The sequence below is a fragment of the Glaesserella parasuis genome, assembly GCF_017352235.1.
Lineage (GTDB): Bacteria > Pseudomonadota > Gammaproteobacteria > Enterobacterales > Pasteurellaceae > Glaesserella > Glaesserella parasuis.
On sequence record NZ_CP071487.1, the window covers coordinates 1,822,501 to 1,836,306 of the forward strand.

Below are 13,806 nucleotides of genomic sequence, written 5' to 3' on the forward strand. Positions count from 1 at the left end.
GCGTCAGTATTTTCCCAAGGGGCTGCCTTCGCCTTCGGTATTCCTCCACATCTCTACGCATTTCACCGCTACACGTGGAATTCTACCCCTCCCTAAAATACTCTAGCCACCCAGTATGAAATGCAATTCCCAAGTTAAGCTCGGGGCTTTCACATCTCACTTAAGTCACCGCCTGCGTGCCCTTTACGCCCAGTCATTCCGATTAACGCTCGCACCCTCCGTATTACCGCGGCTGCTGGCACGGAGTTAGCCGGTGCTTCTTCTGTGACTAACGTCAATGTAATGCTCTATTAAAACATCACCCTTCCTCATCACCGAAAGAACTTTACAACCCGAAGGCCTTCTTCATTCACGCGGCATGGCTGCATCAGGGTTCCCCCCATTGTGCAATATTCCCCACTGCTGCCTCCCGTAGGAGTCTGGACCGTGTCTCAGTTCCAGTGTGGCTGGTCATCCTCTCAGACCAGCTAGAGATCGTCGGCTTGGTAGGCCTTTACCCCACCAACTACCTAATCCCACTTGGGCTCATCTTATGGCAGGTGGCCCGAAAGTCCCACCCTCTAGTCCTTAGACATTACGCGGTATTAGCGACAGTTTCCCGTCGTTATCCCCCTCCATAAGCCAGATCCCCAAGCATTACTCACCCGTCCGCCACTCGTCAGCAAAGAAAGCAAGCTTCCTCCCTGCTACCGTTCGACTTGCATGTGTTAAGCCTGCCGCCAGCGTTCAATCTGAGCCATGATCAAACTCTTCAATTTAAAAAGTTCAATCGCTCAATAAACTGCTTAGCTAAAGTTTACATATTACTTTTAAGTAAAAATGAATTTCTAGTTTAAGCACCTATTAAGACTTCAAAATTAAAAAAATATATTTAAACAAAGTCAATCAACAAGTGCCCACACAGATTGTCTGATAAGTTGTTAAAGAGCAAAAAAGAACGACGCACTGTTAAATTTAACTACTTCACAACAGTGCGTCGTTGTGTGGTGTGCATTATAGAGAAATTCAAATCCAACGCAAGTACTTTTTATAATTTTTACAGAAAAAAACATTAATTGCTCAAAATAAGAACTAAGGTCTATATTTCCTCTATCACTCCTTTATGGCTAAATCCAGCTTCGATGCTCAACTCGAATATGTGTATGCTCTCTCCCTTCCTGATGTTCATAGTCATATTTAAAACCACGCAATTTAACCTGAATATTATTTTCTTGAGCATATACATTGGTAAAGTCCTCAAGTAATTCCAATACATCACTTGCAATATATAAAGCCCGCTTGGCATTAATTGTAACTTTTGAATTAGGTTGAATATTTTTTAAAGTTTTCTTAATCGCTGCCTTATTCAAAAAAGAGACTTTTCCACCTAGCTCAAGTATAATCTTATCCGCATCAGCTAATTCTTCACGGCTCAAGTAATAAGCTCTTTTCATATTTCCATACAGAATGAATAGAATACTAATCACTAAGCCAATCCCTACCCCTTTCAGCAAATCAAGGAAAACAACAGAAACCATTGTTGCAACGAAAGGAATAAATTGATAACTCCCCTTACACCAAAAAGGTTTATAATGCTTAGGATGTGTCAATTTATATCCAATCAATATTAATACTGCCGCTAGCGTTGCAAGGGGAATCTGGTTGAGCACACTTGGAATAGTTAATACACATAAGCAACAAAACACCATGAAATACCGCAGATGTTTTATGAGTCGCTCCTGCATTTGCATTAGCAGAAGAACGCACAATGACCGATGTCATAGGTAAACCTCCTATCGAAGAGGTTAATATATTAGCAAAACCTTGTACTCGTAACTCATGATTATTATCCGTAATTCGACGGCGAACATCTAAACGATCTGCAGCCTCAATTGAAAGTAATGTTTCCACAGAGGCAACTACTGCAATAGTTCCCCCTGTAATCCAGACTATGCTATTATTGAAACCCTCTAAGCTAGGAAAGCGAATTAAGGAACTTACTTCATCTAAAGAGCTTAATACTGGTAGTTGAACTAATTGATTTGTTGGAATTGCAAGCGGGCTGTTGAACCATATGAAAAGCTGGTTAAGTAAAATCCCCACAATAACGGCAACTAAAGCAGAAGGGAGTAATTTGAGTTGACGTAATCGAGGTTGCTGTTCCCAACCAATCATAATAATAAGCGCAACTACTGCAACAACCAAAGACCCTAAATGAACCCGTCCAGTAGAATGAACAATTTCAATTAATGTATCATCACTACCAAGAGCATAAGGTAACTGTTTAAGGATAATAATCACACCGATCCCTGCCAGCATTCCTTCAATCACAGAAATAGGTATATAGTTTGAGATACTCCCAGCTCGAAGAAAACCCAGAAGCAATTGCAGTGCACCAGCAATTACACCAGAACATAAAAATAACTCGAAAGCCCCCAATTCTGTCATCGCTGCTAATACAATCGCTGCTAACCCCGCTGCAGGTCCAGAAACACTAATATGAGAAGAACTTAATGCGCCAACGATGACACTTCCAATAACCCCAGATAAAATCCCCGCTAAAGGTGGCGCTCCTGATGCAAGGGCAATACCTAAGCACAAAGGCAATGCGACAAGAAAAACGACTAATCCTGATGCAAAATTTTGTTTGAGTAACAGGCTTATATTTTGTTCATTATTCATACAACATTCTAAGTATTAACTAATTTCTCTGTCCCTATGAATATATCACTGTGCTTACAAACATCTATTCCTGAAGATTTGATTAAATGCTCCTAGCTATCTTTGGCAAGCTGATTTTCTTCTCTTCACTTTGACGATAAAGCACTAAAATATGCCCAATGGTCTGCACTTGCACCGCTTTGGTTTCACGTACAATCGCATCAATAATCAACTGCTTCATCTCACGATCAGCCCCTGCGATCTTCACTTTAATTAACTCGTGGTGATCTAACGCATTTTCGATCTCGGCTAACACCCCTTCGGTTAAACCATTACCACCAAGCATCACGACTGGACTTAAATGATGGGCAAGCCCCTTTAAAAATTGTTTCTGTTTTGTTGTTAAATTTACTGACATTAAAATTGCCTTTCTATGCTAAAAAAATCGGCGTAGAAAATAGCATATTCAGAATAAATTTTAAAGCTAAAGATATGCTAAAATAGGCGAAACTGACTTAATTTCAAAAAGGATAACCTATGCCAACGATTAGCGTCGCAATGATCGTCAAAAACGAATCGCAAGATCTTGCCCAATGTTTAGAAACTATCAAAGGTTGGGTGGATGAAATCATCATTCTAGACTCTGGAAGTAGCGACAATACCAAAGAAATCGCCTTACAATACGGAGCAAAATTCTATGAAAACACCAATTGGCAAGGCTTCGGTAAACAACGCCAACTCGCTCAACAATATGTCACCAGCGATTACGTCCTCTGGCTGGATGCCGACGAACGTGTCACCCCAGAATTAAAACAGAGCATACAACAAGCGGTAAGTAGTAATGAACCAAACACGGTTTATCAAATCCCCCGTTTAAGTGAAGTTTTTGGCAGGCAAATTCGCCATTCAGGGTGGTATCCTGATTATGTAGTGAGACTTTACCGTACGGATTTTGCTCAATACGGCGATGAACTTGTTCACGAAAAAGTCCATTATCCAAAAGAAGCCAAAGTCGCTAAACTTAAAGGCGATTTATTGCATTTTACTTATAAAGATATTCACCATTATCTAGTAAAATCAGCAAGTTACGCTAAGGCTTGGTCAGAGCAAAGAGCCAAAGCTGGCAAAAAAGCAACTTTATTCCAAGGTGTTACCCACGCTGTCGGCTGTTTTGTAAAAATGTATATTTTAAAAGCAGGTTTTCTTGATGGTAAGCAAGGTTTTTTACTTGCCGTTCTGTCGGCACATTCTACTTTTGTGAAGTATGCTGATTTGTGGAATAAATATCAGAAATAATCAACTGAAGGATTCTACCCACTTTACTTTTCTGCCTCTTAACACATATTCTTATCTTAATAAAATTGAGCACAACAAATAATTGTGACTGAAATATTGCTCCCTACAATGAGGAAAATACTGGGAACAAACGATCTAGATGTAATAGACAAGGTTGCTAATATTTAAAGAAAACAAACATTAGCAACTATTTTGTCTACTATATCAAAAGTTATGAGCAATATTCCAAAAAATGCTCCGCATCAAGCGCTGCCATACAGCCTGTTCCAGCTGAAGTAATCGCTTGGCGGTAGTTATGATCCATCACATCACCAGCGGCGAATACACCTGCAACGCTTGTTGCGGTTGCATTGCCATCTAAACCTGACTTAACCACAATATAACCATTGTTAAGCTCTAGTTGATCTTTAAAAATTTCCGTATTTGGTGAATGCCCGATCGCGACAAATACGCCGTCAAGCGTAATCTGTTCTTCATTACCTGTTTGAGTACATTTTAAACGCACTCCAGTTACGCCCATATTATCGCCTAACACTTCATCTAAAACACTGTGGGTGTGCAAAATCACCTTGCCTTCTTCGACTTTTTTCATCAAGCGGTCAATTAAAATCTTTTCACTGCGAAAAGTATCTCGGCGATGGACTAGATGTACCACAGAGGCTACATTTGAAAGATATAACGCTTCTTCCACAGCCGTATTTCCGCCGCCAATTACTGCTACTGGCTTATTACGATAAAAGAAACCATCACAGGTTGCACAAGCCGAAACGCCTCGACCTTTATAAGCCTCTTCAGAAGGCAAGCCTAAGTATTTCGCTGATGCACCTGTAGCGATAATTAACGCATCACAGGTAAAGGTATTAAAGTCGCCTTTTAAGGTGAATGGGCGTTGTGAAAGATCGACGCTGTTGATATGGTCAAAAATAATTTCAGTGTTGAACTTCTCAGCGTGCTTTTGCATTTTGTTCATCAACTCTGAACCTGTAATATCGCCAAATTCCCCAGGCCAGTTTTCAATCTCTGTAGTTGTAGTGAGCTGTCCGCCCTGTTGCATTCCCGTTACTAATACTGGGTTTAAATTTGCACGAGCCGCATAAACTGCCGCTGTGTAACCAGCAGGGCCAGAACCTAAAATCAATAATTTTGCGTGTTTTGTTGCCATTTTGTTCTCCTAAATATATGAAAAATCACTTACTAAAACTAATACAATAAAGAGTAAAGTTGTCTGCGATATTTAGGAACAAGAGGAGCGACATTCCCCATTGCAGATAAAATAGCGAGAAATTGCTTTTTAATTTCTCCATTACCTGCTGAAAGGTCATGTTTCAACCAATCATATAATAATTCTAGAGCTTCTTCATTCCTACCAACTTGATGTAACTGATTTGCCAATTTTACGGCAATCTCAGGACTTTTAGTCTTAGTATAATCAGCTTGGAGTTGTTGAATTTCTGGGGAATTAGCCGCTTGTTCTAGTAATAGAATTTGATCTTGCAAACCTTGCCAACGGCTATCTCTATCTTGAATTGGAATTTGCATCAAGATTGCTTTAGCTGGTTCAACTTGCTTCATTGTAATATAGGTTTCCGCATAGAGTAACGCAAAATCACTGTTTTTCTTATGCGTCAGTTCCCAAGCATTTTTTAATAACGGTAACGCAAGTTCATACTGTTCTGCTTCTAGAAATTCAAGTGCCTGAGCGAATTGAAGTTCTTCCTCTTTGGGTAAAATGTTGCTTAGACGAACTCGCAATTCTTGTTCATTTATCTCACCCTCAATCACATCAACAGGTTGCCCATTTGCAAAGAAATAACTTGTAGGCACCGCTTGTATGCGAAATTGTGCGGCAATCATTGGGTATTCATCACAGTTGACGATGGCAAGGAGAAATTGTTTTGAATATTCATCGTTTAAACGACGAAAACAAGCCTCCACCTCAAGTGAACGAGGCTCACGGGGAGAAATAAAATGAAAAACGACAGGGACTTCTGCTGCAGCTTTAATAACTTCACTAAAATTAGTGTTATTGACGTTAATAAGATAATCCATATTAGTACACCATAGTAGTATATAAAAAGGCTGAAAACTGAAGTTTCCAGCCCTTGTATCATGGCGTGATTTTACGATAAATTCAAGACTAACCGTTTACAAATTTTTCGCCTAACTCAATATCTGCTTTTAAGGTTGGGATCATCGCTTGAACAGCTGCTTCCTCATAAGCACTTAAAGTACCGATAGGTAACAACTCTTCTACACCATTTAAGCCTAAACAAACTGGTTGTGCGAAGAAACGAGCATACTCACCATTGCCTTCGACATAAGCGTATTCAACAACCTGCTCACCCGTTAAGCCTTTTAACACAGAACGAGCAAAGCGAGCAGCCGCTTGAGCCATAGATAAAGTCGCTGATCCGCCACCTGCTTTAGCTTCCACCACTTCCGTACCAGCATTTTGAATACGTTTGGTTAATGCTGCAACTTCTTCTGCAGTAAAGTCAATTTTATCTTCTTCAAATGCTTGAGAAAGTAGTGGTAGGATGGTTACGCCTGAGTGACCACCAATAACAGGTACTTTTACATCATTGACATCTTTGCCTTTTAATTCAGCCACAAAGGTTTCTGAACGTAATACATCGAGTGATGTCACACCGAATAATTTACGTTTATCGTAAACGCCAGCTTTTTTCAAGACTTCTGCAGCAATAGCTACTGTGGTATTTACTGGGTTAGTAATAATTCCCACACAAGCCGTCGGACAAACCGTTGCGACTTTTTCAATTAAGTTACGCACAATACCTGCATTGATATTGAACAGATCAGAACGATCCATACCTGGTTTACGAGCCACACCTGCAGAAATTAAAACTAAATTTGCACCTTCTAAAGCTGGTGTTGGATCTTCGCCTGCATAGCCAACTACTTTTACAGCCGTTGGAATATGGCTCACATCAACTGCAACACCTGGGGTAACAGGGGCAATATCATAAAGTGCGAGGTTTGTGCCAGCTGGAAGTTGTAACTTTAATAATAAAGCTAATGCTTGACCGATACCGCCTGCTGCGCCTAATACTGCAACTTTCATAAGTTTCTCCTCATAGGTTATGTAAATTTAATAGCGAAAGTGTATGTAAATTCATAGTAACTTTCAAATACCAAAATACAATTTTGAGACTTACCGCAAATTTTCGAGAAAAAAAGTGAGTTTAGATTGATTTCCGTGAATAAATAGGCAACAATTCTGCATATTTACGACTGTAATTGCATAAAAATAAAAGGATAACAAGTGGAAAAACTCGACTCTCTCAACGAAGCTTTTAAATCATTATTACGAGAAGAAAAATTTGGTTCACAAAGCGAAATTGTCACTGCTCTGCAAGAAATGGGATTTGAGCATATCAATCAATCAAAAGTATCCCGAATGTTGAGTAAATTTGGGGCAGTCCGTACCCGAAATACAAAAATGGAAATGGTTTATCACTTACCAGCAGAACTCGGTATTCCAACCACGTCAAGCCCACTAAGAAATTTAGTGATCGATATCGACCATAATGAAAGTTTGATTGTTGTTCGTACAAGTCCTGGTGCCGCACAGTTGATCGCTCGATTACTGGACTCAATGGGAAAAGCAGAAGGCATACTTGGAACTATCGCCGGCGATGATACGATTTTCATTACCCCAACTCGTGATACCTCTATTTCAACATTAATTGCAACCATTACTGAACTTTTTGATAGCTCACTCTAATGAACATACTGATTACCGGCGGAACAGGCTTTATAGGCAAGGCACTTTGTCAGGCTTTAATTAAGCAAGGACATCAGCTAACCGTACTGACTCGCCAAAGGTTACCTAATCAACAAGCGGTAAGTTTTTGCCAAGATCTTACCGCTTTCCAGCATTTAAATACATTCGATGCGGTGATCAATCTTGCTGGCGAGTCGATTTTTGACAAAGCTTGGACTACAGCACAGAAACAAAAATTAATACAAAGTCGTCTTAGTATAACACAACGTTTAGTCGAGCTAATTCAAGCGAGCGATACGCCTCCTCACACCTTTATTTCGGGATCGGCAACGGGTTTTTATGGCAATTTGGCGGAAGGAAAACATTACGATGAACAAACCGCTTGTGGTACAGCTTTTCCTGCTCAGCTCTGTTTTCAATGGGAAAAGACCGCCTTACAAGCTCAGAGTAATAAGACAAGAGTTTGTCTTATCCGCACGGGCATTGTATTAGACAAAACAGGCGGTGCATTACAAAAAATGTTACCGCTTTATCGTTTCGGTTTAGGGGGAAAGCTAGGATCCGGTAAACAGCACTGGGCTTGGATTTCGCTAAATGATGAAATTCGGGCAATTTTATTTCTACTCAATCATTTCGAATGTAGTGGTGCTTTTAATTTGGTGTCGCCGGAGCTACTGACTAATTCTGCGTTCAATCAAAAACTTGCTCGACATTTTAAACGCCCAGCCTTTTTTGCTGTGCCTGAATGGATCTTAAAATGGTTATTAGGTGAACGTTCGCAATTGTTGTTAGATAATCAACCGCTTGTGCCTCACAAATTACAATCTGCAGGGTTTATATTTAAAGATCCACTAATAGATAGGCTTACTTATTTATAACATAAGTATTTGAAAGAAGATAAAATTCAATAACTTTTGTTAAAATAGTAATTAGCAAATTCACTCTACAGCGATAAAATAACCAAAGGTATTCTTAAGTTTAATCATTCAGAATGTTGCTAAGGAATGAATATCTATTTTGTTTAACAAGAATACGAAAAATTATTTTTTCTTATGCTTTTCCACCATTTTTGATTATTTAAATACCACTCTACTGTCTTACGAATTCCACTTTCAAAAGTTTCTTGAGGTTTCCAATCTAATTCTTCGCGAATTTTAGTTGAATCAATAGCATAACGAGTATCATGCCCTAGACGATCCGGTACATAAGAAATTAGATCTTTATATTTCTGTACCCCTTTTGGCTTATGTGGAAGTAGTTCTTCTAATATTTCACAAATAGCATAAACCACCTCCAGATTACTTTTTGTACTATCACCACCAATATTATAACTTTCTCCCACTCTACCTTCTTTAATTACCTTATATAAAGCTCTCACATGATCTTCAACAAATAACCAATCACGAACTTGTAACCCATTACCATAGATTGGTAATTTCTTTCCTTCTATTGCATTCAAGATGATCAATGGAATCAATTTTTCAGGAAAATGAAAGGGACCATAATTATTTGAGCAATTTGTTACGATAGTTGGTACCCCATAAGTACGCCTCCAAGCATGCACTAAATGATCGCTTGCGGCTTTTGATGCCGAATAGGGGTTAGAAGGAGCATAAGGCATGATTTCTGTAAACTGCCTCTCACTTGTTCCTAAATCACCATAAACCTCGTCAGTAGAAATATGATGGAAACGAAATATAGATTTTTTTTCCTCTGGCAAATCATTCCAATATTTACGAGCTACTTCTAATAAAGTATAAGTTCCCCAAATATTAGTCTTAATAAATACTTCCGAATTCTTAATAGAACGATCTACATGGCTTTCTGCAGCTAAATGCATTACTATGTCTGGCTGATATTCATTAAATATCTGCTCTAAGGCTATTTTATCGCAAATATCTATTTGTTTAAATGCATAACGAGAACTATTAGAAATCTCCTCTAATGAGCTTAAATTACCTGCATAAGTTAATTTATCTATATTAATTACTAAGTCTTGAGTATTATTAATAATATACCTAATCATTGCAGATCCAATAAAACCTGCACCACCAGTAATAAGAATTTTTATATTCATACTGTTATGTTCTAATAAATTTATTTCTCAAAAGAATCTATGATGTTGAAAGTATAAAACTATATATTAGAAATATTCTTCCCCATTCCATTCTATTACACTAAATAATCCTAATGAATTATCAATTAATCTAGCATACTCTAATTTTGCTTCCCAAATAGACAATTTATCAATAAGTTCATGTGAATATTCTTTTTTATATAATTCTCTAGCAATATTTTTTTCATCCCCCTCTAATTTTCTTGCTTTACCTGTAAATTGAACACCTTGTAAAGAGGGATGAAAACGCGTTGGTACAAAGATTGTACCAGAAATATTAGGATTCTCTAACATCACTTGACTATGATAAGTCGTTAAACTCGTCACAAAAATTAAACGCAGATTATCTTCATCAAATACATAATAAAATGCATTAGACCAAGGAATATTATTCTTTGCACAACTTATAGTACATAAATATTTTTTCTGGATAAAATTAAAAATTCTTTTTTGCATGTAGCCTCTCTAATTCAAAAGTAGATAGATTGTAACAATAAAAAATACTATATTAATAACATTTAATTACTAGTAATAACTAAAACATATTACTACTTACTATCCTATAATTTTTTATTATCCATGATTTGTCTCATAAACGGCAGAATCTCCGTTAATGCTTTATCCATCGGAATTAAGGTTAAATTTTTTTGCGAAGCCTTATCAGATGGCGGACAAAATGCGATATGTTTATCGGCATCATTTAACGGCTTCCAACGGCGTGGAATGGCAGATAAACGACTTGGGTAAAAACCTACCGTTGTAATATTTAATGCCCCACAAATGTGTAAAGGCCCTGTCGAACCTGCAATAAAGAGATCAGCACAGGCTAACGATTTGGCAAAATCGACTAATCCATCATTTTTATCATAAATCACCACATTCTTATGATTTACTAACTGTTGCAATGCTTTAGCAGTTTCGCTTTCATTAGGCCCTGCGGTTAAAATCACTTGGCAATCAAATTTCGCTAAAATCCCTAAAATTAACTCCGCATATTGATTCAAAGATAAATTCGTCGCAGATCCTCCTGTACTACTATGTACAAAAAGCCATTTTTTATTGCCATCTAACTTTAATAGTTCCATTAATTTGCTTTTTTGCGTACTCAGACAAGCATTATCAAAAGATAAGTAAGGTGTCGTCGGCTCTACCGCTGTAATTTGATTATCTTTCAAAAAATAACGCACTAAGTCTACATTATATTCATACTCTGCTTTTTCAGAACGAGAGCGACGCTGGGTTAAACGGTGATTATATAAAAATTGAAAGAGTTTCGTTGCGGGTGCTAAACGGTAGACAATACGGCTTTTCCAAACCAATTTGGCGTTATACCAATCCGACACAAAACTAATCACTGCATCAAATTGCTCAGATCTTACCGCTTGTAATACACGATCATTTTCAGCTTTATTTTGTTTATCTGAACTATCCAAAATAATACCATCTAAATAAGGGCAGATTTCCGCTAATGGCGCTGTATATTTAGGAACAAGGGCAATAATTTGGCAATTCGGCATTGATTTTTTTAACATCGCAAATGCCGCCCAAGCCAACATAAAATCGCCAATTTTATCGTTACGAATAACAAGAATTTTATTCATTTTCTGATTTCCCAAATAGAAACTAAAAAATAAGGGGATATAAAATCCCCTTATTTTGCCACATTCTATGTAATTACAAAATCTCTTTCGCCTTCGCTACCACGTTATCTACGGTAAAGCCGAAGAGTTTGAATAATTCACTTGCTGGTGCCGACTCTCCGAAGCTATTCATACCAACAATGCGGCCGCCAAAGCCAACATATTTATACCAGAAATCTGAAATACCTGCTTCAATCGCCACACGTTTGGTCACTGAGCTTGGTAATACCGATTCACGATAAGCTTCATCTTGTGCGTCAAACACGTTAGTGCTTGGCATTGAAACCACACGAACTTTATGCCCTTCTGCACTTAATACCTCAGCTGCTTTCATCGCTAATTCAACTTCTGAACCTGTTGCAATTAAGATTAAATCTGGGCAATCGCCTTTTTCACAGCATTGACGTAGGATATAACCACCGCGAGCCACGTTGGCAAGTTGTTCTGGAGTACGTTCCATTTGAGCTAGGTTTTGACGAGTGAAAATTAATGCACTTGGGCCATCTTTACGTTCAACAGCCGCTTTCCACGCTACCGCAGATTCCACTTGGTCACACGGTCGCCACGTTTGAAGATTTGGAATTAAACGTAATGCCGCAGTTTGTTCAACTGGTTGGTGAGTTGGGCCATCTTCACCTAAGCCGATAGAGTCGTGGGTGTAAACAAATAATGAACGTTGTTTCATTAATGCCGCCATACGCACCGCATTGTGTGCATATTCCATAAACATTAAGAAGGTTGCACCGTATGGAATAAAGCCACCGTGTAAAGCAATACCGTTCATAATCGCTGACATGCCAAACTCACGCACACCGTAGTTGATATAGTTGCCATCAACATTGTAATCTGCACGGATTGGTTTTGAGCCAGACCATAAAGTTAAGTTTGAACTTGCTAAGTCTGCCGAGCCGCCTAAAAATTCAGGAAGAATGTGTGCATAGGCTTCAATCGCATTTTGCGACGCTTTACGGCTTGCAATATTTGCTGGGTTTGCTTGTAATTTTTCAATGAATGCTTGTGATTCTGCCGCCCAATTTGCTGGTAATTCACCTGCAACACGGCGTTTAAATTCAGTGGCAAGCTCTGGGTAAGCGGTTGCATAAGCTGCAAATTTTGCATTCCACTCTTTCTCTGCGAGCAAGCCTTTTGCTTTTGCGTCCCATTCTGCATAGATTTCAGCTGGAATAACAAAAGGTGCGTGTTCCCATTTTAAGTATTCACGCGCAGCCGCAATTTCTGCATCACCTAATGGCGCACCGTGACAATCGTGCGAGTTACATTTGTTTGGTGAGCCATAACCGATAATGGTTTTACAGATAATTAAGGTTGGGCGATCTTTTTCTGCTTTCGCATTTTCAATTGCAAATTTAATTTGTTCCGCATTGTGTCCATCAACATTGCGGATAACTTGCCAACCGTAAGACTCAAAACGCATTGCAGTATCGTCAGAGAACCAGCCATCAACGTGACCATCAATCGAAATATTGTTGTCATCGTAGAAAGCAATTAATTTTCCTAAGCCTAAAGTTCCTGCTAATGAGCAAGCCTCGTGTGAGATCCCCTCCATTAAACAGCCGTCACCTAAGAACGCATAGGTGTAGTGGTTTACAATCTCGTGACCTTCACGGTTAAACTGTGCCGCTAAGGTTTTTTCCGCAATCGCCATACCTACTGCATTAGTAATCCCTTGACCTAACGGACCTGTTGTGGTTTCAACGCCTGGTGCATAGCCATATTCTGGGTGGCCTGGTGTTTTAGAGTGTAATTGACGAAACTGTTTTAAATCTTCAATTGAAAGATCGTAGCCTGTTAAATGTAAAAGGCTATAAATCAACATTGAGCCGTGTCCGTTAGAAAGTATGAAGCGGTCACGGTTTGCCCAAGCTGGATTGGTTGGGTTGTGTGATAAAAAATCACGCCATAACACTTCCGCAACATCCGCCATACCCATTGGCGCACCAGGGTGACCTGAATTTGCTTTTTGCACTGCGTCCATACTTAAAAAACGGATAGCATTTGCAAGTTCTCTACGTTCTGCCATTTTCGACTCCTAAAATTAATCAATATAAAAATGAATAGTGTTTAGACGACTAATCGATGATTAAAATCACCCTATATCATCACCTGAAAAACTTGATAAGTTTACACTATTTTTAGAATAACTTGCGGAAAATCTCACATAAAAAATGTGATCAAGATCAAATAATGAAAATTGGATCTTAAGCAAACGTTTACGATATTTGAAGCTCAATATGAAGCTATACAATAATGTGCTCAAACTGCTAGTGTACAGCAAACAATTTTAGGATCGCTAAATCTAAAAAATTATTTTTAAATAAATAGCCAATCCTCCTTTTTCCCTGCAATCA

Annotated in this window: 11 protein-coding genes, 1 rRNA gene and 1 pseudogene (1 of these 13 only partly in view); 3 read left to right on the plus strand and 10 right to left on the minus strand. The window is 38.6% G+C overall.

Annotation, left to right across the window (positions count from 1 at the left end; genetic code table 11):
- The 3 genes and pseudogenes from J1G47_RS09295 to yhbY all read right to left on the minus strand — a co-directional run.
- Nucleotides 1–758 (minus strand): 16S ribosomal RNA (locus J1G47_RS09295) (it extends 785 nt beyond the left edge of the window).
- A 348-nt stretch (nucleotides 759–1,106) separates the two neighbouring features.
- Nucleotides 1,107–2,661, minus strand: a pseudogene (locus J1G47_RS09300) (SulP family inorganic anion transporter).
- An 82-nt stretch (nucleotides 2,662–2,743) separates the two neighbouring features.
- Nucleotides 2,744–3,058: a ribosome assembly RNA-binding protein YhbY gene (yhbY, locus tag J1G47_RS09305; RefSeq protein WP_010786380.1), complete on the minus strand. Its 315-nt coding sequence runs from the start codon at nucleotides 3,056–3,058 to the stop codon at nucleotides 2,744–2,746.
- Between the two features lie 119 nt (nucleotides 3,059–3,177).
- Here yhbY and J1G47_RS09310 point away from each other — a divergent pair, with 119 nt between their 5' ends.
- Nucleotides 3,178–3,936, plus strand: a complete 759-nt coding sequence (locus tag J1G47_RS09310) for a glycosyltransferase family 2 protein (protein WP_010786379.1) — start codon at nucleotides 3,178–3,180, stop codon at nucleotides 3,934–3,936.
- Between the two features lie 211 nt (nucleotides 3,937–4,147).
- Here the strand turns inward: J1G47_RS09310 and trxB are convergent, their stop codons facing one another.
- The 3 genes from trxB to mdh all read right to left on the minus strand — a co-directional run bounded on the left by trxB (nucleotide 4,148) and on the right by mdh (nucleotide 7,018).
- A complete protein-coding gene (gene trxB / locus J1G47_RS09315) occupies nucleotides 4,148–5,098 on the minus strand; it encodes a thioredoxin-disulfide reductase (protein ID WP_010786378.1) in 951 nt (316 codons plus the stop codon).
- Nucleotides 5,099–5,136: 38 nt separating this feature from the next.
- Nucleotides 5,137–5,985, minus strand: a complete 849-nt coding sequence (locus tag J1G47_RS09320; RefSeq protein WP_010786377.1) for a co-chaperone YbbN — start codon at nucleotides 5,983–5,985, stop codon at nucleotides 5,137–5,139.
- A gap of 88 nt (nucleotides 5,986–6,073) precedes the next feature.
- Nucleotides 6,074–7,018 carry a malate dehydrogenase gene (gene mdh / locus J1G47_RS09325; protein WP_075592505.1) on the minus strand — a complete coding sequence of 315 codons (945 nt, stop codon included), beginning with the start codon at nucleotides 7,016–7,018 and terminating at the stop codon, nucleotides 6,074–6,076.
- Nucleotides 7,019–7,219: 201 nt separating this feature from the next.
- On the opposite strand from mdh, the gene argR reads away from it, so the two are divergent.
- On the plus strand, nucleotides 7,220–7,681 hold the full coding sequence (gene argR, locus J1G47_RS09330; RefSeq protein ID WP_005713376.1) for a transcriptional regulator ArgR: 462 nt from the start codon (nucleotides 7,220–7,222) through the stop codon (nucleotides 7,679–7,681).
- Entirely contained in the window at nucleotides 7,681–8,559 is an 879-nt protein-coding gene (locus J1G47_RS09335; protein WP_075605715.1) for a TIGR01777 family oxidoreductase, read from the plus strand. The genes argR and J1G47_RS09335 overlap by 1 nt, the downstream gene beginning before the upstream one ends.
- Nucleotides 8,560–8,702: 143 nt before the next feature.
- Here the strand turns inward: J1G47_RS09335 and rfbB are convergent, their stop codons facing one another.
- The 4 genes from rfbB to tkt all read right to left on the minus strand — a co-directional run bounded on the left by rfbB (nucleotide 8,703) and on the right by tkt (nucleotide 13,478).
- Nucleotides 8,703–9,758: a dTDP-glucose 4,6-dehydratase gene (gene rfbB / locus J1G47_RS09340; RefSeq protein WP_005713372.1), complete on the minus strand. Its 1,056-nt coding sequence runs from the start codon at nucleotides 9,756–9,758 to the stop codon at nucleotides 8,703–8,705.
- Nucleotides 9,759–9,824: 66 nt separating this feature from the next.
- Nucleotides 9,825–10,253 (minus strand): pyridoxamine 5'-phosphate oxidase family protein, encoded by a 429-nt coding sequence (locus J1G47_RS09345; RefSeq protein ID WP_010786375.1) that lies wholly within the window; start codon nucleotides 10,251–10,253, stop codon nucleotides 9,825–9,827.
- Nucleotides 10,254–10,357: 104 nt separating this feature from the next.
- On the minus strand, nucleotides 10,358–11,398 hold the full coding sequence (locus J1G47_RS09350) for a glycosyltransferase family 9 protein (RefSeq protein WP_207326596.1): 1,041 nt from the start codon (nucleotides 11,396–11,398) through the stop codon (nucleotides 10,358–10,360).
- Nucleotides 11,399–11,471: 73 nt separating this feature from the next.
- Entirely contained in the window at nucleotides 11,472–13,478 is a 2,007-nt protein-coding gene (gene tkt / locus J1G47_RS09355) for a transketolase (RefSeq protein ID WP_207326597.1), read from the minus strand.
- Nucleotides 13,479–13,806 lie beyond the last annotated feature (328 nt).

What these genes read in the sequence shown, in the direction of transcription:
- trxB (WP_010786378.1), bottom strand. Translation starts at nt 5,098, where the DNA reads ATGGCAACAAAACACGCAAAATTATTGATTTTAGGTTCTGGCCCTGCT.
- yhbY (WP_010786380.1), bottom strand. Translation starts at nt 3,058, where the DNA reads ATGTCAGTAAATTTAACAACAAAACAGAAACAATTTTTAAAGGGGCTT.
- J1G47_RS09335 (WP_075605715.1), top strand. Translation starts at nt 7,681, where the DNA reads ATGAACATACTGATTACCGGCGGAACAGGCTTTATAGGCAAGGCACTT.
- tkt (WP_207326597.1), bottom strand. Translation starts at nt 13,478, where the DNA reads ATGGCAGAACGTAGAGAACTTGCAAATGCTATCCGTTTTTTAAGTATG.
- mdh (WP_075592505.1), bottom strand. Translation starts at nt 7,018, where the DNA reads ATGAAAGTTGCAGTATTAGGCGCAGCAGGCGGTATCGGTCAAGCATTA.
- rfbB (WP_005713372.1), bottom strand. Translation starts at nt 9,758, where the DNA reads ATGAATATAAAAATTCTTATTACTGGTGGTGCAGGTTTTATTGGATCT.
- J1G47_RS09320 (WP_010786377.1), bottom strand. Translation starts at nt 5,985, where the DNA reads ATGGATTATCTTATTAACGTCAATAACACTAATTTTAGTGAAGTTATT.
- J1G47_RS09350 (WP_207326596.1), bottom strand. Translation starts at nt 11,398, where the DNA reads ATGAATAAAATTCTTGTTATTCGTAACGATAAAATTGGCGATTTTATG.
- J1G47_RS09310 (WP_010786379.1), top strand. Translation starts at nt 3,178, where the DNA reads ATGCCAACGATTAGCGTCGCAATGATCGTCAAAAACGAATCGCAAGAT.
- J1G47_RS09345 (WP_010786375.1), bottom strand. Translation starts at nt 10,253, where the DNA reads ATGCAAAAAAGAATTTTTAATTTTATCCAGAAAAAATATTTATGTACT.